This is a genomic window from Leptolyngbya sp. BC1307, assembly GCF_002286735.1.
Taxonomy (GTDB): Bacteria; Cyanobacteriota; Cyanobacteriia; order Phormidesmidales; family Phormidesmidaceae; genus Phormidesmis.
Genome location: NZ_NRTA01000009.1, coordinates 104,389 through 131,028, shown reverse-complemented (window position 1 = coordinate 131,028; position 26,640 = coordinate 104,389). Strand labels below are relative to the sequence as shown.

Sequence of the window (26,640 nt, the reverse complement as noted above, 5' to 3'; positions counted from 1 at the left end):
TATTTTAGAGAGATGGTGCTAGAGGTTCAATCCTGGGGCCTGAAGCCGTCGTGGGTGACCGGAGACAGTTGGTATTCGAGCCTAGAGAATCTGAAGTTTCTCAGAAACGAGAAAGTGGGTTTTCTATTTGGGGTAGCGAATAATCGGCTGGTCTCGGTAGAGCGTGGAACGTCAGTGCAGATAGGGACTCTAGAGATTACAGCTGATGGCTTGATGGTCTATCTCAAGGCATTTGGCTGGGTCAAAGTGTTTTGTGCGCCGTTCAAAAACGAGCAGCGATATTACATCTTGTATCGACCAGACTTAGAGGCTTTGAAACAGCTCTCACGAGAGACCTTTAAGCAAGTTCATAGTGAGCATTGGCAGATTGAATGTTTTCATAGAGTGATTAAACAGGTGTGTAATATCGAGCGCTTTTATGTGCGAGATGAACAGGCTATTCGTAATCACGTTTTTTGTGCACTACGTGCTTTTTGCAAGCTACAGACGATGTGCATCAAAGGGATCATCAACAACTGCTATGAGATATCGCGTCAGCTATTTGTGCCGGTCATTCGCCAGTTTATTCTAGAAAACGTGGAGGAAACTGCTTTCGCCTAGCATTGTCACACTGTATTTGTCAATGCGTAACTCCTAAACTAATAAAAATGGTTGCCTTCTACTCCAATGAGAATTTTCCAATTGATATGGTGGCGATTCTGCGCGAGCTAGGTCATGACGTTCTCACCTCCTACGAGGCTACCCAAGCAAACCAAGGGATTCCTGACGAATCCGTTTTGGCCTATGCCACTCAAAGCAACCGGGTGGTCATCACCCTCAATCGTGAAGACTTTATTCAACTGCACCGCAGCAAAAAGCCTCACAACGGTATTGTCATTTGCAAAGACGATCGCGACTATTCAGGCCAAATAGCAGCGCTTCACGCCTCTATACAGACGCAAGCATACAGACGCAAGCGCAGCTACACAATCGTTTGATTCGAGTACAAAAGCAAAATCAGCCCAAATTCAGTCAGCAGATTTTTGCAGTTCGAGAATATCTATAGCGGCAAAGCCTGCGCTAACGCCTCAGCAAACTCATCGCCTCTCCCTGCTCTGGCGTAATAATCAGCCGTTCGCCCACCGCCATAATCGGGCTCCACAGCATCGGCTCCACATAGTTCAAAACATGGAGCTGATGAATCACCTGCCGAATCTCCTCAGGACTGCCGAGCAAAATGTGCCGCAGCCGATTTTTTGGGTCAGTGCGATCGCTCTCATCAGGCGGGCGATCAATTGGCAAACCAGTCTGCAACCCGAGCGCAGCCACGCCCAGATCTGTAGCCGTATAAATTGTCATTTTCACGATTTCTCCGATCAGTATTTGAAGAAAAGCGCGAAAACTTAGCCGCCCCAACTTGCAATTAAGTCAGGGCGGCTATGGCATATGATATCCACAACCTCTTGACTGCTTGTTCCAGTTAAGGGGCGAGCCTGTGTTGACTGTTCCACCAGTCAGCATGGGCGGCTGCTAAATTTTCGAGCGGGTAAAGCTATCACCGAGCGGTCAAAAGCAAGGCAACAGCCATAAAAACTAGCGTATCAGTATTTTTACAGGTGTCAACTCTTTTTGGCCAGAAACCTTGGCATTGCTTGAGACAGTCACAGCGCTGTAGAAAAGTGAGCTAGCACCTATCCAACCTGGATATATTAGCAACCCGCGATCGCACCGCGCTCAGCCCCCCGATGAAACTGCGCTAAACTGCCTTACAGTCACATCGCCCACAGCCAAAACCTGCCCCTATGACCAACGCCTCCAACGCGATCGTCTCCAAAGTCTGGAGCTTCTGCAACGCCCTCCGCGACGATGGCGTTGGCTACGGCGACTATCTAGAGCAGCTCACCTACCTCATCTTCCTCAAAATGGCCGATGAGTACAGCCAACCGCCCCACAACAAAACCCTGGGCATCCCCGAAAAATATAGCTGGGCCAGCCTCACCAGCAAAAGCGGAGCCGAACTCGAAACCCACTACAACGAACTCCTGCGCGAACTCGCCAAAGCGCCCAGCACCCTCGGCCAAATCTTCCTCAAGGCCCAAAACAAAATTCAAAACCCCGCCATGCTCTACAAGATCATCAGCATGATCGACAGCGAGAAATGGACGGTGCTCGGAGCCGATGTCAAAGGCGACATCTACGAAGGACTGCTAGAGAAAAACGCAGAAGACACCAAATCTGGCGCAGGTCAATACTTCACCCCGCGTGCCCTGATCAGCACTATGGTTGACTGCATTCGGCCCCAGCCTAATAAAACCATTGCCGACCCCGCCTGCGGCACCGGCGGATTTTTCCTCGCCGCCTACGACTTTCTCAATGACCCCAACCACTACCCGCTCAACAAAGCCCAAAAGAAATTCCTGAAATTCAACACCTTTGCCGGTAACGAAATCGTCCCCGGCACTCGCCGCCTGTGCCTGATGAACATGTTCCTGCACAACATTGGCGACATTGACGGCGAAGTACCCATTTCTAGCAGCGATGCGCTGATCGCCGACAGCGGCGAAAGATACGATTACGTGCTCGCCAACCCACCCTTCGGCAAAAAAAGCACCACCACCATTACCAACGCCGACGGCGAAGAAGAAAAAGAAGACTTCACCTACAACCGTCAAGACTTTTTCACCACCACCTCTAACAAGCAGCTCAACTTCATTCAGCACATTCGCACCCTACTCAAATCCACCGGCCAGGCCGCCGTCGTCCTCCCCGACAACGTGCTGTTTGAAGGTGGCGCGGGCGAAACCGTCCGCCAAAAGCTGCTGCAAACTACCGACCTCCACACCATTTTGCGATTGCCCACCGGCATTTTCTACGCCAACGGCGTCAAAGCCAACGTTCTCTTTTTTGACAACCACCCCGCCAGCAAAGCCCCCTGGACAAAAGCCGTCTGGTTTTACGACTACCGCACCAACATCCACCATACTCTCAAGAAAAAGCCCCTCACCCGCGCCCACCTGCAAGACTTCGTAGACTGCTACAACCCTAAAAATCGCCATGCCCGTACCGAAACTTGGAGCGCAGAAACTAATCCCGAAGGCCGCTGGCGGAAGTATAGCTATGATGATGTGTGCGATCGCGACAAAACCAGCCTCGACATCTTCTGGCTCAAAGACAAAAGCCTGGCAGACCTAGAAAACCTACCAGACCCCGACATCCTGGCCGAACAGATCATCGAAAACCTGGAAGCAGGGCTAGGCAGCTTTCGAGACGTACTGAGCGCCTTGCAGCCTTAGCCCCTCTCATCTGCATAAACCAAAACCTGCATCAAAACAAAATTTTTGCAGGGCGCACAGTCAGCAACGCAGCTAAAGGCTGAGATCTCTTGCAGCAATTGCAGGGCAGTCTAAAAATTCTCTAAGCTGGCAAACTTTCCAGTGACATCGTGGGCAGATTCTCCGCAGGTTTTCGGCGTCGGAAAAATCTTCGTCGGATTCGCCAGTCCCTTGGTATTCAGCGCCCCTCGCACCCACTGCATCGTCTCCAGATCCGTCTCACTAAACATATCGGACATATAGCAGCGCTTATCCGCCCCAATGCCATGCTCCCCCGAAATGCTCCCCCCCACTCGCACGCACAGCTTTAAGATATCTCCGCCCAAAGCCTCCACCGCTTCTAGCTGCCCCGGAATGCTGTTGTTATACAAAATCAGCGGATGCAAGTTACCATCTCCTGCATGGAAAACATTCGCCACCCGGTAGCCGTGCTTTTCACCTAGCGCCTCAATCTCCTTGAGCACTTCCGGTAGTCGCGTTCTCGGTATCACCCCATCTTGCACGTAGTAGTCAGGGCTAAGCTTGCCCATCGCCGCAAAAGCCGCCTTGCGCCCCTTCCATAGCCGCAGCCGCTCAGGAAGATCGCTCGCGTGAGTTAGCTGTCGCGCTCCGTTTTTGTAGCAAAGCGTCTCTATTTGTTCAGCGCTAGCTGCCACCTCCGCCGGAGCCCCGTCTATCTCTATGAGCAAAATCGCCACCGCATCGCGTGGGTAGCAGTTGGTGGCGACCACATCTTCTACCGCGTTCAGGCTAAAGTTATCCATCATCTCCATTCCCGCCGGAATGATCCCCGCCCCGATGATGTCCGAAACCGTCTCACCTGCCGCCTCTACGCTAGTAAAATCAGCCAAAATCACCTGCACAGACTCCGGCGACTTAAGAATGCGCAGCGTCACTTCGGTGACAATACCCAGCGTCCCCTCCGACCCAACCAAAATGCCAGTGAGGTCGTATCCGGGCATCTCTGGCACAGCCCCGCCTATCGTGACGACTTCGCCGTCTGGCAATACCAGCTTCAGCCCCAGCACATGGTTAGTCGTCACCCCATACTTCAAGCAGTGAACGCCCCCCGAATTTTCGGCCACATTGCCGCCAATCGAGCAAGCCTGCTGACTAGACGGATCGGGCGCGTAGTAAAACCCAGCCCCGCTCACTGCCTGAGTAATCCAGCTATTGATCACCCCTGGCTGCACCACCACCTGCTGATTGTCATAATCCACGTCTAAAATCTGCTGCATGCATGTCGTGACAATCAGCACACAGGCCTCTACGGGCAGGGCCCCGCCCGACAGCCCCGTACCTGACCCTCGGGTCACAAAAGGAATATTTTGCTGATGGCAAAACCTGACAACAGCGGCCACTTCTTCAGTCGTCTTAGGCAGTGTCACTACAGCGGGCCGTTGCCGGTAGCTAGTCAGCCCGTCGCACTCATACACCAGCAGCTCTTCTTTTCGCCGCATCACCCGGTCAGCGTCTAGCACACCTTCTAAAGCGCGAACAACCGGCTGCCAGTCACGAGCGGCTACAGCAACAACCATAGTGATGAGTCACAGAGATACAGAGTCCTGTGATCCTAACGTAGAAAAGCCTCGCAAATCGCTACTAAAGATGTTTCGCTCAAGATGTCTAGCCACCGCGCCCTTTGGCTAGTGTCTCGCCGTTAAGCATTCGCTGCGCCGCATCTAGCAGGGCTTCTTCCAGGTAGGGCTTAGTGAAGTAGCCGCTGGCTCCTAGATCGACCGCCATCTGCCGGTGCCGGTCAGCCCCGCGCGAGGTCAGCATCGCAATGGGAATGCGCTTGAGCTGGCCGTCTTTTTGCATCCGTGAAAGCAGCTCTAGGCCATCCATGCGCGGCATTTCTATGTCGCAAAATACCAGGTCGCAGGGCAGTCCGGAGCGCAGCTTATCCCAGGCTTCTTGACCATCGCGGGCTTGCTCTACCCGGTAGCCAATTTTGCTAAAGCTCATCGAGAGTAGTTCGCGCACTGTAATCGAGTCATCGACAATCAGCACGGTCGGATCTCTCTTCACAGGTGCCTCAGTTACTGGCTCTTGCGCCCACATCAGTGAGGCCGGCTCCCGGCGAATGCGGCCCGTTGCAATGTCAATTAGCTCTAGCACATCGGCAATCGGCATCACCCGGCCATCGCCTAGCACCGTCGCCCCGGCAATCCCTAGCGGCTTAGGCACTGGGCCTTCTAGCTGTTTAATCACAATCTCCTGCTCGCCAATCACCTGATCGACTTGAACAGCCACAAAGGTATTGGCACTCCTGAGCACAATGATTGAGAGCACATCTTCATCTTGGCCGCCGCCATACACCCGGCCCCGACCCAAGGTGCGGTTAAACTTCAGCAGATCAGTAATGGGTTGGAAGGGCAGTAGCGTGTCGCGCCAGCGCACACAGTCTTGATCCTGGTCATTTTTGACAATGCGATCGCGCGGCACATCCAGCATATCTTCCACCCCGTCCATCGGAAAGGCGATGCGGGCCTGGTTGCTCACACAGCTCAGGGCCTTAGAGATACTCAGCGTCAGCGGTAGGCGAATGGTAAAGCTAGTACCTTTGCCCTGCTCCGAGTCGATAGTGACACTACCGCGAATTTCTGCTAGCGAGGTGCGGACCACATCCATACCGACACCGCGCCCGGCAAAGTCGTCAGCCTGGTCTCGGGTAGTAAAGCCAGGGTGAAACAGCAGCTCATAAGTCTCTATCGCCGAGAGTCCCTCGGCCTCAGTTGGGCTGATCAGAGCCTGCTCAATTGCCTTGCGCTTAACCAGCTCGGTATCAATACCGCCGCCATTGTCCGCGACATAGATCACCGTCTGGTTGCCCTGATAGAAAGCCCGTACCGTAATCGTCCCTTCAGAGGGTTTACCCGCAGCACGCCTTGCCGCTGGCGTCTCAATGCCGTGAGTGATAGCGTTATTCACCAGGTGAGTCAGCGGATCGTACAAATGCTCGACGATCATCTTGTCAATCAGCGTGTCTTGCCCTTCGACCACTAGCCGAGCTTCTTTTCCGCACTTCAGCGAAATATCCCGCACCGCCCGAGGCAACCGGTCAGCCGCCTGCGAAAAGGCTACCATCCGCGCCGTATTGAGCCCTTCTTGCAGCTGAGTGGTAATTTGCCGAAACTGGCGCGTCACCTGGTCAGAAGATTCCACCGTGTAGCCAATATCCGAAGATGACTCTCGCACCCTGACAATCAGCTCGATCATCTCTTGCGAAAGCGTATGGAAGCCGGTGAAGCGATCCATCTCCAGCGCGTCGAAGGTCGCCCCGGTAGCGTGGCCAGCCGTCGATTCTTTCTCCTTGTCTCTGTCTCGGCTATTGGCCGATGAGTAGGCGCGGCGATTGGACATGAGGGAGCTTTCTAGCAGCGATCGCTCGTACAGATCGCGCATTCTTTGACCGACATCGTTAAGCTGCTGCACCTGAAACAGCAAATTATCAAGAAACTGCCGCAGCCGCTCTTGGTCTCGCTCCAGCGTATTGCGGCTGACTACCAGCTCTCCGACAAAGTTGCTCAGGTTGTCTAAATGATTGACAGACACGCGCATATTTTGCTCGCGTAGCCCACTTCCCCGTCGCGCCAGCCGAGGCGGCATGGACCGGGGCAACACTGACGCGCTGCCCTCCACCCGATCTTCTAGAAGCCGCTCCAAGTCTCCAAAGTCGTCGGCATCGGCTGAGACGGCCCCGCCAAGAGTGGGCGTTTCCATATCAGCGGTAAGCAGAGGGCCAGCAGCATTGCTAGGCGCACTCTCTTCTACCGTCTCTTCAGACAGCAGCAAGTCCAGATCGTCAAAGTCATCACCAGTAGCTTCATCAGAGGTGCCATCCGCCTCTAACGTCTCTTCAGACAGCAGCGAGTCCAGATCGTCAAAGTCATCGTCTGATGATTCGTCAGCAGAATGATGAAGACTCTCTTCAGCAAAATCGTCAAAGTCATCACCAGTAGCTTCGTCAGAGGTCTCATCCGCCTCTATTGTCTCCTCCAGCAGCATTGATTCGAGATTTTCAGCGACATCGTCTGATGATTCATCAGCGGAATGACGAAGGCTCTCTTCAGCAAAATCGCCTGCAGTCCCTTCAATCTCAAGCCCCTCAATCTCAGACAGTTCATCTTCACCAGCGTCGCTCTCAGAAGTCTCCCAGTCTAAAATGAGTTCGTCACTATCCGCGTGACTTTCATCTGTCGATTCTAACGATGTCTCTTCTAGTGATGCCTCTTCTAGTAAAGCAACATCTGACGGCTCGCTCTCTAGCAAAGCCTCCAGATCTAGCGAAGCGTCTTCAAGCGAAGCGTCTTGCTCATCACCAAACGACATTTCCAGGTCTAGCAGATCCTTCTCTGTTCCTGTTGAGTTGTCTACAGGGGCTGGATTATCTAAATCACCTATTGTTAAGTCGGCCCAATCAATTTCTTCGTCGGTCTCCTCATCAGCATCAGAGGTGTCATCCGCCTCTACTGTCTCCTCCAACAGCATTGATTCAAGATTTTCAACGGCGTCGTCTGATGATTCGTCAGCGGAATGACGAAGGCTCTCTTCAGCAAAATCGCCTGCAGTCCCTTCAATCTCAAACCCCTCAATCTCAGACAGTTTATCTTCACCAGCGTCGCTCTCAGAAGTCTCCCAGTCTAAAATGAGTTCGTCACTATCCGCGTTACTTTCATCTGTCGATTCTAATGATGTCTCTTCTAGTGATGCCTCTTCTAGTGATGTCTCTTCTGCATCGCCCTCTAGAGAACCAAAATCCAACAAATCCTCAGCTTCGGAGCCGTCAGTCGCTTCGGCTGATAAGTCATTAGAATCAGAGAAGGCCGCTGTGTCTGTAGGTGCATCAAACAGATCCTCCAAAGCAGCATCTGACGGCTCGCTCTCTAGCAAAGCCTCCAGATCTAGCGAAGCGTCTTCATCTGTGAACCCCATTTCTATCGATAGCGGCTCATCGAACGATTGCTCATCGAACGACATTTCCAGATCTAGCAGATCCTCCTCTGTTCCTGTTGAGTTGTCTACAGGGGCTGGATTATCTAAATCATCTATTGTTGAGTCGGCCCAATCAATCTCTTCGTCGGTCTCCTCATCAGCATCTGAGAGTGCGGCTAGCTCACCCCAGGAATCGTCTGCGGGCTGTTCTTCTGGATCTCGCGATCGCTCAACCTCCAGCGGCGCAGAGCGTCTCTCCTCCAATCGTTCAACGGCCTTACTCGCAGCGTCGCCTAAGAAAAAGCTATCGATATCTTTTTCAGCTTCCTGTAGGGCTTCTCCGGTCAGCAGATGAAAATTGGGACCAGTCTGACGAGGGGCAGCGACGGCTCTTGCTGGCAGGTTAGCGCTGGTGGGCGCAGGCGCGATCGCCTCATCGCTCACTATCTGCTTCTCTTCAGCAGGCGTTTCTACAGCGTCTGCCGCTAGCTCAGCGTCCGGCTGTTCTACTTCAGAAAAGCCCAAACCCGCCTCATCTAGCTGATCAGGGAGATCTTCAGCAGCTACATCAGCCAAGCCCACTGTCTCAGCTAAACCGTTGGCCCCAAGCAAATCATCTTCGACGCTGTCAAACAGCTCCTCAGCGCTGTCGAACATATCATCTGCCCAAACATCCTCAGACAAGGCGGCCATATCAGCGGTGATATCCCCTGGCATATCGGAGGTTAGCGGATCAGGGATTGGCGTATCAAAGACTGAAGCCTCAGTAGGGGCACTGGTTGATTCGGCTAGGGAAGTGTCAGCTAGTGCGCCTAGGTCTGCTTCAGTGGTAGCTCCGTTAAGTTCGTCTGCTGCTGCAGCCAAGCCATCTAGGTCATCTAGATCGCTCTCGTCCATGGTCGCAAACTCTCCGCCTGTGAGCGTGCCGCCGAAGAGATCGTCTGCTATCTCGTCAGATTCGGCTATCTCCCGAGCAATATCATCCGTATCATCAGGGATGTCGCCCGCTAGCAAGTCTGTCAGATCGTCTGCTTCGGCCAGATCAATATTCTCAGGGTTGAGCTGCATCTCCACTGTGGCAAACGGATGCCCACCGAGAGTGTTGTCTAGCTCATCTAAATCGCCATCAAACAAATCGGCCAGGCTGTTGAGTTCTTCTGTGCCGACATCTGGCCCAGTCACATTGACGGTCGCCATTAAGGCATCTAGCGACTCATCTGCTCTCCCTTCACTATCAAACTGACGGTTAAGAGTAGACAGCTCTAAGGGAACCTCATCAAACTCCAAATCTACGCTCAAGCGGCCAATGTCGTCGGCAGCGGGTGCTTCTGCGTCGGGGGCGATCGCGACCAACGCCTGAGGGTCTGCCAGTTCTACCAGGTCATTATCTGATGAATCTGCTAGAGCATCGTCAAACAAGCTCTCTTCTTCTGAATCTCTATCAAACAGACTGTCTAAATCATCCTCTGCATCATCACCCGCCTCTAAATATGCATCGAGCGGCTCCTCATCTAGCCCCGATAGCGCGACCGGCACATCTGCTTCAGCAGACGAATACCCGTTTAGAGACAGATCTTCTAGCTCCTGAGTAATCTCATCCGCGTTGCCCGTATCTGCGATATTAAAGCCCAAGCCGTCTAGGTCGTCGCTCGCATCGTCATTCTCTAGCTCACTGGCATCTAGCCCAGCAAACAAAGCATCTTCTGGCAGCAAAGACTGCATCGTATCAGAGACCGCTATTTCAGCAGCCTGACCTGAAAGCACCAGATCTTGAGATTTCTTAATGTCTTTAATGAGAACAGGGGCGAGCGTGCGATAGTCATTGTCTAGGTTGGCAGCGGCTAGGCGGGCCGTCTCAATCAGGTCGCACCAGGCAGGCAGGTCAAACTGCTCACCAATCGCAGACAGATGAGCACAAACATCCTGCAATACTTTTCTAGATGCCGCCGTATCAGGCTGCTTAAACGTAGTCAGCATCTGACGTAGCAACAAGGCCACCTCTCGCTGAAAGCGGCTGCTAAAGTCATCAGGAGAGATATCCGCAGCGCTTACATCGCCATAGGTAAAGGCGACTGGGGCTATCATCTCGCCGCCAGTGTCTACGTCGCTCTCTTCAATGAGCGCATCAAGATGTTGCTCTAGCTGATCAAAAACCGGCTCGACACCAGCCATAATCTCGTGCGCTTTATCTGCCGTCAGGCCAAAAGGCCCTTCGAGCTGCTCTAAAAGGTCTTTAAGCCCATCAGAGACCCTCAGAAACATAGTTTCCAGGGTGCGGTCTACCTGCACTGGCGACTCTTTAAGAATCTTAAAGTAGTCCTCTAAGCGATGAGCCGTCTTTTGAATGCTTTCCAAGCCCAGCATCGCCGCCCCCCCTTTCACAGAGTGAGCCGCCCTAAATACCTCGTTGGCCTTTTCAGTATCTTCAATCGTCAACTGAAGGCTGAGCAGCCCCTGTTCGATAGTGTTGAGGTGGTCTTTGGCTTCCTCAATGAAGTAGCCCATGATGCGCTGTTGTTGCTCAGGCAGCATAGCCGCGTTCTCCCCTAGTACAATCCGACGTTAAATCAGGCATGTGATGTGCAAATGTCTTCATGGCATCACCGGCATCTGTTGCGCGTGACAAGGAACCTACCACCCCTTTAATCCTCTTGGGTGCTCACCTTAAACTTATCAACTGAGGTCAATAGGTCTTTAGCAACGCCTACCAGGTTTTGCAGTGAGCCCGATACCCGCTGAGACTCTTGCGATGTCTCTTGAGCCGTCAGCTCAACGGACTGCATAACCTGAGCAACCGCTCTAGACGTTTCGGTTTGCTCTACGGTATCAGCCGTAATTGAGCGAACCAGCACATTAATTCGATTAGACACTTGAATAATGTCCTCTAGAGATTGCTTAGCCTGCTCAGCAAGCCGGGTGCCCTCAATCACCTGCTGCGTGCCTTCTTCCATAGCCGTCATCACACCGCCCGTCTCACTTTGAATCTGCAAGACGATCTGCTCGATTTCTTTAGAGGCTTTGGCAGCACGATCAGCTAGCTGTCTGACCTCATCAGCAACGATGGCAAATCCCCGTCCCGATTCTCCTGCCCTAGCTGCCTCAATACTGGCGTTCAAAGCCAGCAGATTGGTGCGAGAGGCAATCTGCGAGATCAAGGCCACGATCTTTGAAATCTCTTGCGAAGATTCGGCCAGGCGCTTAACTTTTCGGGTGGTGTCAGCCACCGTCTCACGAATATCAAGGATGCCAGCTACGGTTCGCGCTACGGCCTCACCGCCCCGCAGCGCCGTTTCAGAGGCCGAGCGAGCCACTTCTTCCGCCTCCCGGGCGCTCTCAGCTACTCGCTGAATAGAGTCAGTCATCACCTGCACAGAGTTGAGCGTGACCGCTAGCTCCTCAGCCTGACGCAGCGCATCGGCCGAGAGCGCTCTAGCAAATGCCTCATTTTCGGTAGAGCCTTGGCTCACCTGCCGGGCAGCTACACTTACCTGCTTCACAATCTCACGCAGATTTTCAATAGTTAAGTTAAATGAGTCAGCGACTGCACCGAGCACATCTGCAGTCACTTCAGCCTTAACGGTCAGATCGCCTCTAGCAGCCCCTTCGACATCGTCGAGCAGCCGAATTACCTGCCGCTGCAGATCTTCTTTGGCTTGCTCCTGCTCTTGCGCCTTCCGCTGAGCTTCGCTAGTCGTCGTCAGGATGGTGCCTGCCATCTGGTTGAAGCTTTCAGCGAGCTGGCCAAATTCATCTCGGGTAAAAATAGTGGCTCTGGCATTGAGGTCGCCTCTAGAAACCTGATTGAAGCGAATCTGGAGTTCGTTGGCAGTTTGTCGAGTGCGCCGCTCCATCAGATAGCCCAAACCAAGCACGCTGCCAAAGCTGACCAGTCCGGCTGTGCCACCAGCGGCCAGGGGGTAGAGCGGTGAATTGGCCCGGTCTGGCTGAGCGGGGGCTGGGGAAACGACTGCGCTGACGATGGTGACGGCGATCGCCGAGAGCACCCCAGCCGAACCCGCCAAAATCAGCCGCTTAGTGGACATCGAAGCGTTTTCTAAAGGGGCCAGCGCACCTTGCTTCATTGGCTTTGGATTGCTCACCACCTGCTTATTAAAGATTGGCAGTGAAGCAGCCTCTGACTCACTAAAACCGCTGCCTGTTGCTGAGTCGCCCGCCCTAGTCGTACCAAACTGGCTGGGCATCGACCCGATAGAAGGGCTTGTAAAGCCAGCAGAGCTATCAGAAAGCTCAAAGTCAGGAATACTCTCAAAATCGTCGAAATCATCAAAAGTATCGACAAGATCGTCAGAGTCAGCTTCGCTGTCCGGGGCGCCATCCTCACTCTCAAAGCTCGCCGCTTCACCTTCAGACGTTGACGCGCTGACAAAAGAATTTTCTACTAGCGTGGCTGAAGTCTGCAGCTCATCTGCACCCATAGACGGCACTGGCTCCTCAGATTCGGTCATGAAGAAGGTGTTGTCTTCCGTCTCAGCCTCGTACCCAAAAGACAACTCCTCAAAGGCCGTAAAGTCACTATCGGCTACATCATCGGCAGCATCTGGCGCTGCTCCCCACTCATGACTGTCAGGTTGACCGCCTGATGGGACGCCCCCCGCCGAATTGCCCACCGAATGGTCAGCCCCGAACGCCTCATCAAATTCGGCCATGTCAAAATCGTCAGTGGTCTCGCTGAAAGTCGTCACTGGTCCTTCATCGAACGCTTCTTCAGTGGCACTAAAACTAAACGGGTCGGCCTCTACAGGGCGGTCTTCCTGCCGATCAGGCCGTCCTACGGCCAAATTCTCTACATGGAAGGGGTTGTCATCGTCATTGTCGTTCGCTGAGAAATCTACTGGCTCAGCAGCCAGATCAAAGGGATTGTCGGACTCATCGGCACTACGTTCTGCCCCTAGTTCATCTGAGGTGAAGTGGTTTGAGGCTAAATTGTCTGCGGTCAGGCCGCTGAGAGCATCTAAGTCGCTATCGTATCCGTCTTCCATAGAAGCTGCCCAGACAGAGGCTTTTGCCTCATCAGCCGCTTCAAAGGCATCGACTGAGTCTGACAGATCGTCGTCGAACTCATCTGGCATTGGCGATGCGGCATCCGTGGTTTGGCTCGCAGCCTGAGTGGTATAGGCCAACCCATTATTGGCATAGTCCACAAATTCAGGGTCAGAGGATAGCTGCAACACAGATTGATACTGTTTTTGAGCAACTTCATATTGGTGCAGCCCGTAGCAGTAAATGTGCCCTTTCAGCAGTAGCACGCTCGGGTCAGTGGGATAATCGTCAGCCAACAGATCAATCGCCTTGGCAGCCTCCTCGTAGCTGCCCTGCATGTAGGCTTTCTCTGCGGCCTGATAGGATTGTGCGTAGTCAGTGCCCGATGCCATTTTCTTTCCTCTTGCCCGTAAAGTCCTATGCGTTTATCACCGAGATCAGGCCAATAGGCCCTTAATGTTAATAGGGATTTAAGCAACCCAGCGAGCTGAGCGTAAGATCGCGACCGGATCTAGCAACCTCAGCGATTTGTCGGTCTCTAATAGCCATTCCCCCTTTAAAAAAGGAGCCATGGCATCTGAAGGATCGACGGTGACCTTGAGCGCGTCAATATCTAACCAATCAGTGCCCACTATCTGATTGACGGCTAAGCCTAGCATAGTGCCCTGCTCCTCTACCGCAATGATCGGAATCTCAGCGCGGTCAGTATTCATTGGTTTGGCGTATCCTAAAAACTGCCCCAGATCGGCAACCCAAATGACCCGACCTTGTTCATTGAGCGTGCCCAATAAGAGCGGCGACACATTCGGTACGGGCGTAATTTGATCGGGTGCATGTTCAATAATGCGGCGGATACCCGTGGCGGGTAGGGCAAACTCCTCACCGTCGGTGATGAAAAATCGCAGGTGAAGCTCGCCTTCTGGCGTTTCAATTTCCTGAAACTCAGGGGCTTGATCTTGTCCTGATATTGTCTGAAAGTCAGGGTTTCCTACCATGGCGTTGCTTCTCAATGATTACCCTTTCAAGAGTTGTTTGACGGTGCCGACCAGTTCTGTTGGCTGGAAGGGCTTAGCAATATAGGCGTCTGCCCCTTGCTTCATTCCCCAGTAACGATCAAATTCTTCCCCTTTGGAGGAACACATCACAACCGGTAGATTTTGAGTGGTGGGGTTGGATTTGATCTGCCGACAGACTTCATATCCATTCATTTTTGGCATCACTATATCGAGGATGACCAGATCGGGGGGATTCCCTTGAATGAAATCTAGTGCTTCGATACCGTCACTAACAACGGAGACCTCTAAGCCACTCTCTTTGAGCAGGTCTTTAATCATCTCTTGCTGGGTGACGCTGTCTTCGACGACCAAAACTGTACTCATAATCTAAACCTGTGGTCATGAGACCTGCCTGCATCGGCTCAGCTCGGTCGGCTTAACCAAAAGCGAATATTTGTTAGGGGACGGTTAGCTGGGTCAAGAATTCCCTGAGAAATAGAGAATAGCGCACTTTATAAAAGGCGATCGCTGGGGTGTTAGCAATGGCTGCCGTGTAATCAAAGTACCCTTACCTGTTTTATTTGTTAAGCACCTATCGTAAATACTCCCAAAAGTCTTTCGTTTTGCTGCTTGCTGACTGGATGGCGCTGAGCTGTGCGGTGATTTCTGTCTGAGCTGATGCCGCAGGCAATCCTGCTGGGGTGTTAATCCCTATTGGCCAGGCGGGAATTTATATATCCAGTGGGACTTATATCAAAACATAGGCCTGATCAGATCAGATATGGGCATACTGAGAGCCCCACTGGGCCTGCATAAATAGAGGACTGCCAGCGTGCTTTATCTAGCTGAAATACAAAAGAAGAGTGCATTTATAGGCAGCGGTAAAGCAGAGTTTAGGCTGCTCGCCTGCCAGCGTTCTGAACAGGAGTGGAGCGGGGTACCGGGCGATGAAGTTATCGCCGCGCCCGACGACGCGACCTATGGAGCAGGCGCGCTGGTGATGATTGAGCTGAACAGCAGCCGTCAGATACAGCGTCATCAGGAGGCGGGACGGGCGCTGGTTAGCATCTTACAGAATTTTTCTAACCTCAGTAAGAAGTCAAAGGCTCAGAGTGAGGAGATTGAGCAGTGGAAGGAGTCGCTGACCTATCAAAGCCAGGCGCTCAGCCGCCGGGAGATTGAAATTGAGTCACGGCAGGAGCAAATTGAGCAGGCTGAAGCAGATCTAGAAAAGATAGAGGCTCAGCGTCAGGCGGTGGAAACGCAGCAGGTAGAAGTTGAAAAGCTACAGACAGAGCTATCGCGAAATAACGCCGAATTAGCCGGGGCTTGGGCCCACTTAAAAGGAGAAACTCAGCGCTTTGAAGAGCAGCAGGGTGAGGCCCAGAGCGGTTTGAGCGATGGGCAAGCCAGTCAGCTTCGGGGCACTTTAGCACAGCTCTTAGAGACGGGTATCACGGCAGCAACGGCGGCAGGTGAGCTGACTACTGCTTTTGAATTGATTGCTCAGTATCAGGCTGAGATGGCGGAGAACCAGCAGCTCTTAGCGCAGAAGCAGGCTGAGATGGCGGCAGGGCAGACCGCGCTGTCGGCACAAACGGAGGCGCTGACTGAAGCCAGGCGATCGCTCACCGAAGCCGAAACGGCGCTGTGCACAACTCAGGCCAGTCTCCAGCAGCAGCAGGTATGGGTCAGCGCGAAGCAAACCCAAAACCAGTTACTCACTGAACAATTAGAACATCAGACCGATCTGCATCAGCATCTTTACAAGCTGCTCAACGCCAGTGACAAGGTACGGTTGAGTAAAAAGGTCGATGTTGCTGCTTTAGAGGCAATGCCTGTTAACAATTTGCAGGATCTAGTCGTCAAGTTAGAGCAAGATCTCAACAAAATGTCCCGGTTTGTCCAAGACCAGGAAGAGGAGCTGCGTCTACAGCAAGAAGATATTGATAAGCTGCAGACAAAAATAGACGGTGCTAGTGAATATGACCGACTGCAGCTAGAGACAGAACTCACCGATGAAAAAGACCGCCACGTCATGCTCAATCGGACGCTGGTCGGTCAGCGCCGCAACTTGCTAGAGCGTGAGGAAATGCTCAGTCAGCATCAGGCTGTGCTGCTGAGAAGGCAAGGGCTAGCCACCGAAGGCAGCGGGGCTGCCGCCGCCGAACTCGAACCCGTGCTAAATGAGATCGACGAGCTGCGGGCTCAGCTCGGTGAGCAGATTCAGCAGGTGGAAGCCGAGAGCGCAACCCTGCAAGCTGAGATAGACGCGCTGAAGCAGACCCGGCAGCAGCAGCAAGAGACGATTGAAACCCAGCGGCAGGCTGTAGGTGATAGCGAAGCTAGCTGCCTTGCGCAGCAACAGTTAGTCAGCTTCGCTCAGGGGCAAGTCGCCCTTTACGAACCGCTCCTGCCGTCAGTCGATCAGTGGCTCGCTACGGCTCAGCAAAAGCTAGAGTCTATAGCTGGTGTGGTAGATCAGCTTCAGGCAGCTGAGGCGCAGCAGCAGGGAGCGATCGCTGAAGCGCAGCAAATCGTCCGCGCGTTAGAAGCTAATAGCCCGCTGCCGGTATAGGCGGTTTTACTTGGGTTGACTTTATTTCAGATTGTGAGCAATGCGAGCAGGGCGATCGCTCTAAACTAGGAAACTATATCTTCCTAGTTTGAGGCTTATGACAGCAGAATTTATCAAGCTCGATCAGTTTTTGAAAGTAACTGACGTTGCACAGTCGGGCGGAGAAGCTAAGCTACTCATCCGCAGTGGCGAAGTATCTGTCAACGGAGAAATGGAACTTCGGCGAGGCCGCAAGCTCTATGACCAGGATGTCGTTACTGTTGATGAAGTATCTTTTACAGTGCAAATCTCACCGACAGATGAAGCAGAATAAGCCTGCCTGACTAGCCCTTGTCGATTGCGTGTCGATTAGTCATACCGATAGTATGTGGCTACTCACCAGGCATAGAGCTATCTTGTGGAGGAACTGAAAGGGCCAGAAGACCTTTCATTACCCGAGACCGCATAAATACATTAGGAGGGAAAGGATGCAGCCTAACATCGAAATCTATACGTGGAGCCGCTGTCCATTTTGCATTCGAGCAAAGTCTCTGCTGGATCAAAAAAACGCTGAATATACTGAATATTGCATCGACGGCGACGAAGCCGCCCGCGACAAAATGGCCGAGCGGGCAGGCAGACGCTCTCTCCCGCAAATTTTCATCAATGGCGAACACGTTGGGGGCTGTGACGATCTGCATTATTTAGACCGTCAGGGCAAGCTAGACGGGCTCATAGCAGCTAGCTGATTGCTCACAAGCTTAGATAGCATTGGCCATATCGCTTGGCTAGCTGCGTGAGATATGGTCAATGCCGTGCAAACCTAGCTGTTATCTGCAGCCTGACTCCTCCTGCCTACGAAACTCGCGACGCAGCGGCCTCTTTATGACCCTCTTTATGACCGTTCTGATGGGTTTGGTCGCGGTTACGCGGCTGTATCAGACCATAGCCGTTGTGGTTACGTTCGTACATCACATTGATTTCGCCAGTCTCAATGTTGCGGAACATATAGAAGTCGTGGCCGACAAGCTCTAGATTTTCTAAAGCTTGTTCGACTGTCATGGGCGGCATCGCAAAATATTTGGTACGGACGACCTCAGCAGGCAGTGACGGTTGATGGCTGAGGACTTCGGAAATATCTGGGCTACCCTCAACTGTTGCGATATTTGGGTCGCTCAATACGTCTACATCAGTGGGGCGAACCGAGGCGTGGTCTTGGTGACGACGTTTTTCTTTGTACTTGCGCAGCTGACGAGTGATCTTGTCTGTCACCATATCGATGCTGGCATAGAGGTTTTCGCTGCTTTCCTCAGCGCGTACCACCGCGTTGTTAAGATAGAGCGTGACTTCTGTCGCCTGTTTGGGGACGATCCGAGGGTTGTTTTCGACGGATAGATTGACATCTACTTTATTGATCAGTGTCTGGAAATGAGCGGTTGCTTTCTCAATCTTTTGCTGTACATGGCTACGAATCGCGTCTGTGATTTCAATATTCTTACCCTGGATTACTAGCTTCATAGAGCAGCCCTCCTAGACGGTTAGTGTATGCGTACTTCTTCAAGCCTAGCACTGCGGCTTTTACCCGCAGGGGAACTGTCAAGATTTTAAGCATCCGTTGACAGTTCTTAACCTGCCTTTAAACCTGATGGACAATTTCTCTCTAAAAACAGCTGCGCCGCGCCCAATTGTAGGCAGAGCAAGCGATCTATATCTGCTGGGCGAGGTTCCCTATCAGATTGCCTGGCGGTGGCAGCAGCAATTAGTCAGTCATCACAAGGCCAAGCTATCTATAGCCGAATCAACGGCAGCAAGCGCGCGCGATACCCTCTTACTGCTGCAGCACCCGCCGGTCTATACACTGGGGCAGGGCGCAGATACTCAGTTTTTGCGGTTTGACCCTGACCAGAGCGATACCGAAATTCACCGGGTAGAACGCGGTGGTGAAGTGACCTATCACTGCCCCGGGCAGCTAGTGGGATACCCGATCTTAAATCTTCACCATCATCGGTTGGACTTGCACTGGTATCTCAGAGCGCTAGAGGAAGTGCTGATCCAGACGCTGGCAGCATTTGGGTTGCCGGGCGATCGCGTCGAAGGGCTCACAGGGGTTTGGCTAGAAGGGCGTAAGGTCGCCGCTATTGGGATTAAGGTGAGCCGCTGGATTACGATGCATGGCTTTGCCTTGAACGTGTGCCCAGATCTCAGCGGGTTTGAAAAGATCGTGCCCTGCGGCATTGTCGGGAAACCCGTCGGTTCGCTGGCAGAGTTTTTGCCAGGCATCGGTCTGGCGGCGGTTCAAAAGGTACTGATTGAGCAGTTTGAGCAGGTGTTTCAGCTAACCTTTTCGCAGCGGCCCTTACCTGATTCATGGGCGTCTTTTGCACCTCGTCGGTCTTAAGACGCGGCTTTAAAGTTGATTTCTAATAGCGAGAGGTCGTCTTCAAAGCGACTGCCGCCAAAAGCGCTCACCTGCTGAATGAGCGTATCGAGGTTGAGCTGATGATTAGACTCTAAGCGGGTGAGCAGCTGAACAAAGCCATCTAGCCCGAGCAGTGGGCCTTCGGCATAAGACGTGCTGCCAGCAGGCTGAATCTCATAGACGCCGTCGCTGAAAATATAGAGGCGGCTGTGAGGCGCAATGCTACAGCGCTGCCATTGGTATACAGCGTCGGGCATCATACCGACAGGCATACCGGGGGTGCGCAGCCGCTCAATAGTGGCGCTGCCGGTCGCGCTGCCGGTCGCGATAGCGGTTGGCGAGACCAGCAGGGCCGGGGGATGCCCCGCACTGGCATAGGCGAGTTGGCGGGTTTCCCGATTGTAGACGCCGTACCAAATGGTGAAGTATTTGTCATTTTGGCCGTTCATTTGAAAGGCTTCATTGAGACTGGTTAGGACGGTTTCAGGGCGATAAAAGTCAGCGCCGGGGAGAGACTGCGATCGCAATACATTCAGCACCGAAGTCGAGAGCAGCGCTGCCCCTAATCCATGGCCAGAAACATCTAGCAGATACATCACCAGATAGTTCGGGTCGAGCCAGTAGTGATCAAAACAGTCGCCGCCCAGCTCCTGAGAAGAAATAAAGCAGGAGGCGATAGAAACGGGCTGCTCTGACTGCAGGTCGGTGGTGTCTTTACCCTGATCTGTAGTGGGGTAGCTGTCGGATAACCCTCCAGACGTATCTTTGGGCGTATCTTTGGGCAGTAGCGAAATCACATAGGTCGCTGCTTCTGCCAACTCCGCCTCCAGCCGCCGGGTCTGCGCCCTGAGCGCTTGAGTGAGCTGATGTAGCCGTAGCCCGGACTTGACTCGGGCAATCAGCTCAGCGGTATCCACCGGCTTGATCAGCAAATCATCAGCGCCTGCTTCTAGCGCTTCTACCCGATTAGCAATCTCGGTATGACCGGTCATGATCAAAAATGCGGTGGTTGAGAGCTGCGGATCTTGCTTGATCCGATGGCAGATATCCAGGCCGCTCATATCGCCTGGCAGCAGCCAATCACAGACAATGACAGAGGGCGTAAGTCGGATGGCTGTCTGTAATCCGGCGGCTGCATCAATGGCAGTTGCCACCCGGTATCCTCGCTTTTGCAGAAGCCGCTGCAAGCTTTGCAAAACAATCGGGTCATCATCAATCACCAAAATGTCGATGACGCTAGAGGGCTGGTCATCTGGACTGCGGCCACCGCGAACCGATGACCAGAGGCTGCCGAGCTGCTGATTGGGCTGCTTGTCAGGCGGCTGGGATGGCGACGAAAAGGGGGGTCTAAAAGTCATAGGTTGCTTTAACCGGCACCTCTGTCTCTGAAGGAACAGGTGCGTCTAAAATCAGGCGACTAGAAATGGAATGATTCCACAGATCTATAAAATCGGCCAGGTAGTAAGGCAGGTCTGATGCGGCCTCAGAGGGCTCTTCTGGTAGCGCAAAGTCTTCTAGATCAAACAGGTGAAGGCGTGCCATCGTCTGAATTTCAGCAGGCTCAAGAATATTGGCCCGGTAAGTACCTGATTCGTCAACGGCGCTGAAGCAACATACTTGATAGTAGTTTGCGCCCGATAGGTCGCGGTACTGCACCAGGGTATAGACATCGACCGGCTGTAAGGGAAAGGGCAAAGAGAGTACGATTTTTTGCTGGGTGGGCAATAGCGAAAGGCGGACGGCGTTGCGCACGCCATAGTAGCCGACTTTATCGGGCTGTAGCGGATACTTACGGTGGCGAGGCTGCACATGGGTCCGCATGAAGGTAGCAATTCCTAACCCTTCTTCGGTATAAGCTCCGATCATACTGACATGGACATCGTAAGCTGGCGCATTGCTAATATTAAAGGCTTCTATGGTGAGGCCGTCGCTGCCCGTAGCCGGGCGTAAGTCCCAGTAGAGATGGGGCAAGGCAGTGAGCCGTAGCTGCCGCTCGATCACGCCGCGATAGTATTCGCTCTGCTGCTGGTGCTGTTTGACATTTTTGTGGGTGAACCAGGCATAGGCACCGGTTAGACCGACTAACATCAGGTTGCTAATAATCAGAATGGGTTCCATGCGATCGCCCCTTGCCTCAATCCTTCTCTAAAATATCAACCGATTTAATCGCCACTTTTTCCAACCAACTATGCTTTTTCCTCAGACCCGGCAAACCCATTCTATGCGGACAAGAGATGGGGTGCGGCTAGACGCAGATGTGTACTATCCCACAGCCGGGCCGGTAGACGCAGAATCCTTTCCAGTATTACTGATGCGTCAGCCCTATGGCCGGGTGATCGCCTCCACCGTCGTCTACGCTCATCCGCGCTGGTATGCGGCCCATGGCTACATCGTTGTCATCCAGGATGTGCGAGGGCGCGGCACCTCTGAGGGCACGTTTCACCTGTTTGCCCATGAAGTAGAAGACGGCGAAGACACAGTTGAGTGGGCCGCTCAGCTACCCGGCAGCAACGGACGAGTAGGCATGTATGGCTTCTCTTACCAGGGCATGACTCAGCTACAGGCTGCCCAGGCTCAGCCAAAACCGCTGAAAACCATTGCCCCAGCCATGACTGGCTACTATCTCTACGAAGACTGGGCCTACGAAAATGGAGCGCTGTGCCTGCAGCTCGGGCTTACCTGGGCACTGCAGCTTGCGGCTGAGACCGCCCGCCTAGAAACAGCCACAGCGACCCACCAGGAGCTGGTTGCCGCCGCCCACCATTTGCCGCTGTCCGACCCGGTGCCCGCCCGTCCAGACATTCTTGCAGACATAGACTCTTTTTTTCATGACTGGGTAGCGCACCCTCACCCGGACAGCTACTGGCAACAGCTAACACCGCAGCTAGACCCAGTCGATTTACCCATGCTTCACATTGGCGGCTGGTTTGATCCGTACCTGCGTGGCGATCTGCGGCTGTATCAGGAAATGTCCGCTCGCAGCTCGCACCCGCATCCGCTTTGGATAGGGCCGTGGGGACATATTCCCTGGGGGCGCAAAGTCGGCGCAGTGGATTTTGGCCCAGCGGCGATCAGTCCGATAGACTCGCTGCAAATTCGCTGGTTTGACCGGGTACTCAAGGGAAAAACCTGGCAGGTAGAAGACTTAATAGGTGGTGAGCCAGGCATAGATCTGCCAGTGTGTCTGTTTGAGATGGGCCGTAACCAGTGGCGACAGCTCGCAGACTGGCCGGAGCCGCTGATGAAGACTTACTTTTTGCAGAGCGACGGCCTAGCCAATATTCGAGAAGATAGCGGCGCATTGGTAGAGACAGCCAATATGCTGAGTGCGCTAAACCAGGACATGATTGTACATGACCCGTGGAATCCGGCCCCAGCCCTGGGTGGCCATAGCGCTATACCAGCAGGCGTTTTTGAGCGGACGGCGGTAGATAGTCGGGGCGACGTGCTGACCTATACCACTGCGCCTCTGACAGCGGAGCTACGAGTGGCCGGGGTGGTAGAAGTTGACTGCGCGATCGCGGCTTCTACTCCTAGCTACGACCTTTGCGCTGTCCTCTCCCGAGTGCGCAATGGCAAAGTCTATAACCTCACTCAAGGCTACCGGCGATTTGATCGGATAGATCAGCGTGAATTCGCAGAGACGACAGAACAGCCCACCTTTTCGCTCAAGCTGCACCCCACCTGCTTTAGCTTAGATCCGGGTGAAGCCTTGCGTCTTAGCCTCAGCGCCGCCTGCTTTCCGGCCTATCCTGTAAATCCAGGCACTGGTGCACAGCCCGGAGCTACCCGGCTGATAGATGCACAAATTATCACGCTATCGATTACCACGGGCGGGGCCAACGGCTCTAGGCTGCGGCTGCCAGTAATGAACTCCTCCCGCATAGCTCAGCGCTAATAGGGTAAGTATTGACATGCTCCCCGTGCTAAAGCAGCAGGGATTCTTCACCACGTCCACCCAGAAGGAGGATCGCTGAATGGGCTAGACGCATCAACGGGCACTGCATCGAAATGTCTAACACGCCCTCCGTCGTCTGTTTAGAGTCTCCGAGTATCCTCGGCGACTGATTGAACCAAATCTATTTAGTTTTTTGAAAGTGCGTCCAGGTTGGATTTTAGACCATTGCCCTTGCCGCTTCCCGGTTCTAGTTCAGGCTCGGTTTCAACCCGTTATCGGGCCTATCGACTGCAAACGTACGGTGGGGGTTTATGTATTCGTCCCACATCTATTTTAACACTCAAAGGAAGGCTTGACCCATTGGTATATAAAGATTACAACAAGAAGAAGCAGCAGACTAAAAGTCCGGGGCTTCAGACCCACCCCAGAATGGTGAAACCCTTCAGCGGCTAAAAACTTCAGTGGTTGAAAACTTCGAAGACTCGGCGACAGCAGCTGCGCAGCGATTCACCCGAGGTCGGTTCGGGCGTAATATCGCCTTCAAAGCGCCAATCGTCGATAGTTGAGAGCCGCCACTGCTGACCGCGATGGTCGAATCCAGCCACTTCCAGACCGATAGCTCGCCGCTGCTGAGTTTCACTGTCTTGATGTAAACGGATCTGAATGAGCAGACTCCGGCACTGAAACAGCCGACTGACACCAGGGAAGTGAAACCCGATATCGACCGAGTGAGGATCGATCAGGTCTCGGGTCTCTGGATCATTTGCCCAGGGCTTCAGGTCAGCCCGCAAGTCTGGCAGTTCAGACTTAAACAGCCCTACCGTTGCCGCAATTTTGCTAGCAAACTCAATGGTTAATGCTTGTTCTGCTGCGTTCACCCCACTTCACCAAGCACTGCCTTTTTATTGTAGCGGCCAAATTTTGATGAAACGCCTGTCCTCATCAAAACCTGCTGACATCCGCCAGTACTCAGCCGTTAGGGCTGCGCTGTAGCAGCTACAGGGCCTGGCAGGTCGCTAAGATAGCGCGATCGCCCTCACTCACCGGCAGCGGATGGAACCCGGAGATACCGAGCGGCGCTGTCACTGCTCCTTGCTGGCTGGCCACATTAGCAGCAGAGGTATCGAGTGCGAGGGCATAGCGGTAGGTTTCTTGAGAATGACTGTTGGTGATCGCTAGCTCTATTTGCTCGTTGCTGATACGGCCCTGAGCGCAGTCAAAAGAGGAGGAGGGCATGTAAAACGCGCCAGTCACGTTGCCTGCTAAAGCTTCGAAGACAAAATAGGCGGTTTCTAGCTGGTCACGAATGGGCTGCTGCCCATAGAGATAAACCCCATCGGCTGTCAGCGGAGCTGCAGAGGAGGGTAATGTGGCAGGGAGAGCAACCTCTTGCTGAAGCCATTCACCTCTAGACTGCCTGGCCTGAGCTTGTAAAAGCCGAAGCCGTTCGATGCGGGCTTGTTCAGCCTGGGCTGTCTCACTTTGAGTGGCCTGCTGCCTAATTCGCTCAAAATGAGTCTGCTCAAATTGAGCGGTAGTCTTGTCGGCTGAGTCTGGTTTTTGAAGAGCCGTCAGCAGTGAGGTAGGTGAGACGACAGCAGATTCGCTGATGACTGCCTCGGCATTCGCCCGAGCAGGCGTGCTGACACCCGTTAGTACAGCTAGCAACCCCGCTAACAAACTCGCCCGGCTCAGAAGGGTGCCCCACCGACAGCGCTGATTTCCCAACATATAGATCTGCGGGGCTTCAGTCGGTATAGAGAGTCGCTGCGCGATCGCTAACTTTGCGCCTTGCGTTTTCAGTGACACCACCATTGATCAAACCCTTCATCTCTAAAAATAAGCAAAGTAGGTAACCGTTTGCTCTTCTAGCCATGCTGCCCAGCTTTTGAGACAGGCACAAACGGTCGCTAGTATTACCAGATACAAATTAAAAATAAGATGTAGAAATAGAAGATTGGAACCGAAAGCTCAGAATTAAAAGCTCAGAATTAAAAGCTCAGAACTACAGCTCACCAAATTTTCTAATATCCATCCACCAAAATCTCCTATACCCAATGTAAGCGGGTCAGTCAGCGCTAAGAAACCTCTTCACAAGAAGCCTTAATATCTCTTGTTATAAGTCAACAGGCTTTTAAGAGTGTGTAACTCTAGTGCGCGTTGAGGGCGACAGCATGACCATTTCAAGTTATGGTAATAAGATTTCCAAACAACCTGTGACGAGCATTGGGGCCAGTAGCTCGGTTTGGTAATCTCGGTAGTCGGTTTGGTAATCTCGGTAGATTGCTGAGGTAGATTGCTGACGATTTTGGCCGTTGTGCCGCTAAGGAGGATCACCCCAATCGCAAACGCTATCTATGCTCTTTGAAGTCGCTGTGGACAAAGTCGCTGTGGACAAAGTCGCTGTGGGCGTTTGCCGTAGATAGCTGCACCGTCACATAAGCAACCGAAAACCCTAACCCCAAAATACTAAAAGCTGACCTGATCACCGTCGGCAATTCGCGATACTGAATGTCGCAGCGTCGGTCAATCAGAACGAGATCGCCTAAATATAGATTGTGTAAAGCATCTAGCTTGTGCAAAGAATTTGTCAAAGGGTGCTGTGATTACTTGACTTTCAAATTATCTGACAGGAGGCTGAATGACGGCTATGGCTTGAGGCTAACCCTGTGTTAGCGCATCGTTCGGGCTCATTACGGCTAAATTATGGGTAGATTCCAAGCAGGGAGAAGGCAGCTGTTTCCACTTTACTTTGCCGGTTTATAGAGGCTAATGGGTGTTAACCGGGATCTTCGAGCAGATTGATTTTCATTTCGGCTAGCTGAGCGTCAATAGTGCTCTGACCTTCTTGGCCTTCTAACTGAGCGAACTGACTTTCTACTGAACCTGAGTTCAATTCGTTCATCGCCTCAGCCTGGGCTTCTAGATCAAGTACGCGCGTCTCCATTTTCTCAAAGGCACCTAGTGCCCCTGCTGTCCCTACCTGACCAATCATTTCGTTAATCCGAGCGCTTGACTGAGCGGCCCTGGCTCTGGCGATATACATATCTTTGCGGGTGCGAGCATCGGAGATCTTGCCCTCCAAGGTGCTCATATTAGCCTTGAGCCTTTGAACAATATCTTTTTGCTCAACGATCTGGGCGCTCAGCGTATGCGCACTTTGGGCGTAGGTTTGCCGTCGCGTCAGGGCGTCGCGGGCCATCGTCTCGTCGCCTTTTTGCAGAGCCATTTGGGCGCGGTTGTACCACTCTTGCGCGGTGCGAGCGGCCTGCTCAGACTGTCTCTCTGTGCGCTTTTGGGTGGCGATCGCCTGAGCTACCGCCTGTCGCAGTGAGACCAGGTCACTTTGCATATCTATCACCGCCTGCTGCAAGACTTTTTCGGGGTCTTCAGCGCCGCTAACAGCCTGGCTAAAATTGGCTCGAACCAGGCGAGAAATCCGATCTAGCAGTCCCATAAGCCAGCGAGTGATTTAATAACACCTAGCTAGCAGCATAGCAAGCTTCTGATGCGACTGGCGG

The 26,640-nt window shown here is 53.0% G+C and carries 21 protein-coding genes and 1 pseudogene; 9 read left to right on the top strand and 13 right to left on the bottom strand.

Annotated features, from left to right (window positions below; translation table 11 throughout):
- Positions 1 to 600: transposase (locus CKL79_RS07835; protein ID WP_141242174.1), on the top strand; the 600-nt coding region annotated here is incomplete at its 5' end.
- A 47-nt stretch (positions 601 to 647) separates the two neighbouring features.
- On the top strand, positions 648 to 977 hold the full coding sequence (locus tag CKL79_RS07830) for a DUF5615 family PIN-like protein (RefSeq protein WP_170944001.1): 330 nt from the start codon (positions 648 to 650) through the stop codon (positions 975 to 977).
- An 82-nt stretch (positions 978 to 1,059) separates the two neighbouring features.
- On the opposite strand, the gene CKL79_RS07825 is transcribed toward CKL79_RS07830, so the two are convergent.
- Positions 1,060 to 1,344 carry a hypothetical protein gene (locus tag CKL79_RS07825; protein ID WP_170944000.1) on the bottom strand — a complete coding sequence of 95 codons (285 nt, stop codon included), beginning with the start codon at positions 1,342 to 1,344 and terminating at the stop codon, positions 1,060 to 1,062.
- Positions 1,345 to 1,781: 437 nt separating this feature from the next.
- Between CKL79_RS07825 and CKL79_RS07820 the strand changes: the two genes are divergently transcribed.
- Positions 1,782 to 3,272 carry a class I SAM-dependent DNA methyltransferase gene (locus CKL79_RS07820; RefSeq protein WP_121969022.1) on the top strand — a complete coding sequence of 497 codons (1,491 nt, stop codon included), beginning with the start codon at positions 1,782 to 1,784 and terminating at the stop codon, positions 3,270 to 3,272.
- A 110-nt stretch (positions 3,273 to 3,382) separates the two neighbouring features.
- Here CKL79_RS07820 and CKL79_RS07815 read toward each other — a convergent pair whose 3' ends face one another.
- The 5 genes from CKL79_RS07815 to CKL79_RS07795 form a co-directional block, all read right to left on the bottom strand.
- Positions 3,383 to 4,849, bottom strand: a complete 1,467-nt coding sequence (locus tag CKL79_RS07815) for an FAD-linked oxidase C-terminal domain-containing protein (protein ID WP_121969021.1) — start codon at positions 4,847 to 4,849, stop codon at positions 3,383 to 3,385.
- Positions 4,850 to 4,937: 88 nt separating this feature from the next.
- A complete protein-coding gene (locus CKL79_RS07810; RefSeq protein WP_121969020.1) occupies positions 4,938 to 10,781 on the bottom strand; it encodes a response regulator in 5,844 nt (1,947 codons plus the stop codon).
- 110 nt (positions 10,782 to 10,891) lie between these two features.
- A complete protein-coding gene (locus CKL79_RS07805) occupies positions 10,892 to 13,642 on the bottom strand; it encodes a methyl-accepting chemotaxis protein (protein ID WP_121969019.1) in 2,751 nt (916 codons plus the stop codon).
- Between the two features lie 78 nt (positions 13,643 to 13,720).
- Positions 13,721 to 14,245: a CheW domain-containing protein gene (locus CKL79_RS07800; RefSeq protein WP_121969018.1), complete on the bottom strand. Its 525-nt coding sequence runs from the start codon at positions 14,243 to 14,245 to the stop codon at positions 13,721 to 13,723.
- 18 nt (positions 14,246 to 14,263) lie between these two features.
- Complete coding sequence (locus CKL79_RS07795; RefSeq protein ID WP_121969017.1) at positions 14,264 to 14,629, bottom strand: response regulator; 366 nt, start codon at positions 14,627 to 14,629, stop codon at positions 14,264 to 14,266.
- A 448-nt stretch (positions 14,630 to 15,077) separates the two neighbouring features.
- Between CKL79_RS07795 and hmpF the strand changes: the two genes are divergently transcribed.
- The 3 genes from hmpF (at position 15,078) to grxC (ending at position 17,551) form a co-directional block, all read left to right on the top strand.
- Positions 15,078 to 16,823: a pilus motility taxis protein HmpF gene (gene hmpF, locus CKL79_RS07790; protein WP_121969016.1), complete on the top strand. Its 1,746-nt coding sequence runs from the start codon at positions 15,078 to 15,080 to the stop codon at positions 16,821 to 16,823.
- A 97-nt stretch (positions 16,824 to 16,920) separates the two neighbouring features.
- On the top strand, positions 16,921 to 17,136 hold the full coding sequence (locus tag CKL79_RS07785) for an RNA-binding S4 domain-containing protein (protein WP_121969015.1): 216 nt from the start codon (positions 16,921 to 16,923) through the stop codon (positions 17,134 to 17,136).
- Positions 17,137 to 17,290: 154 nt separating this feature from the next.
- A complete protein-coding gene (gene grxC, locus CKL79_RS07780; protein WP_121969014.1) occupies positions 17,291 to 17,551 on the top strand; it encodes a glutaredoxin 3 in 261 nt (86 codons plus the stop codon).
- Between the two features lie 106 nt (positions 17,552 to 17,657).
- On the opposite strand, the gene raiA is transcribed toward grxC, so the two are convergent.
- Positions 17,658 to 18,320 carry a ribosome-associated translation inhibitor RaiA gene (gene raiA / locus CKL79_RS07775; protein ID WP_121969013.1) on the bottom strand — a complete coding sequence of 221 codons (663 nt, stop codon included), beginning with the start codon at positions 18,318 to 18,320 and terminating at the stop codon, positions 17,658 to 17,660.
- 127 nt (positions 18,321 to 18,447) lie between these two features.
- Between raiA and lipB the strand changes: the two genes are divergently transcribed.
- The gene (gene lipB, locus CKL79_RS07770) at positions 18,448 to 19,200 is read left to right on the top strand and encodes a lipoyl(octanoyl) transferase LipB (protein ID WP_121969012.1); all 753 of its coding nucleotides are present in this window, start codon (positions 18,448 to 18,450) and stop codon (positions 19,198 to 19,200) included.
- On the opposite strand, the gene CKL79_RS07765 is transcribed toward lipB, so the two are convergent.
- Positions 19,197 to 20,579, bottom strand: a complete 1,383-nt coding sequence (locus CKL79_RS07765; RefSeq protein ID WP_121969011.1) for a SpoIIE family protein phosphatase — start codon at positions 20,577 to 20,579, stop codon at positions 19,197 to 19,199. The two genes, lipB and CKL79_RS07765, sit on opposite strands and share 4 nt — an antisense overlap.
- Complete coding sequence (locus CKL79_RS07760) at positions 20,569 to 21,339, bottom strand: hypothetical protein (protein WP_121969010.1); 771 nt, start codon at positions 21,337 to 21,339, stop codon at positions 20,569 to 20,571. The genes CKL79_RS07765 and CKL79_RS07760 overlap by 11 nt, the downstream gene beginning before the upstream one ends.
- A gap of 70 nt (positions 21,340 to 21,409) precedes the next feature.
- Here CKL79_RS07760 and CKL79_RS07755 point away from each other — a divergent pair, with 70 nt between their 5' ends.
- On the top strand, positions 21,410 to 23,119 hold the full coding sequence (locus CKL79_RS07755) for a CocE/NonD family hydrolase (protein WP_170943999.1): 1,710 nt from the start codon (positions 21,410 to 21,412) through the stop codon (positions 23,117 to 23,119).
- A gap of 458 nt (positions 23,120 to 23,577) precedes the next feature.
- Here the strand turns inward: CKL79_RS07755 and CKL79_RS07750 are convergent, their stop codons facing one another.
- The 3 genes from CKL79_RS07750 to CKL79_RS07740 all read right to left on the bottom strand — a co-directional run bounded on the left by CKL79_RS07750 (position 23,578) and on the right by CKL79_RS07740 (position 25,713).
- Positions 23,578 to 23,997 (bottom strand): hypothetical protein, encoded by a 420-nt coding sequence (locus tag CKL79_RS07750; RefSeq protein ID WP_121969009.1) that lies wholly within the window; start codon positions 23,995 to 23,997, stop codon positions 23,578 to 23,580.
- A 118-nt stretch (positions 23,998 to 24,115) separates the two neighbouring features.
- Complete coding sequence (locus CKL79_RS07745; RefSeq protein ID WP_121969008.1) at positions 24,116 to 24,934, bottom strand: hypothetical protein; 819 nt, start codon at positions 24,932 to 24,934, stop codon at positions 24,116 to 24,118.
- Positions 24,935 to 25,470: 536 nt separating this feature from the next.
- The gene (locus CKL79_RS07740; protein WP_121969007.1) at positions 25,471 to 25,713 is read right to left on the bottom strand and encodes a hypothetical protein; all 243 of its coding nucleotides are present in this window, start codon (positions 25,711 to 25,713) and stop codon (positions 25,471 to 25,473) included.
- 49 nt (positions 25,714 to 25,762) lie between these two features.
- Here CKL79_RS07740 and CKL79_RS24355 point away from each other — a divergent pair.
- Positions 25,763 to 25,892: pseudogene (locus CKL79_RS24355) on the top strand (ATP-binding protein); the annotation flags it as partial.
- A gap of 6 nt (positions 25,893 to 25,898) precedes the next feature.
- On the opposite strand, the gene CKL79_RS07730 reads toward CKL79_RS24355, so the two are convergent.
- Complete coding sequence (locus CKL79_RS07730; protein ID WP_121969006.1) at positions 25,899 to 26,576, bottom strand: PspA/IM30 family protein; 678 nt, start codon at positions 26,574 to 26,576, stop codon at positions 25,899 to 25,901.
- Between the last annotated feature and the right edge of the window lie 64 nt (positions 26,577 to 26,640).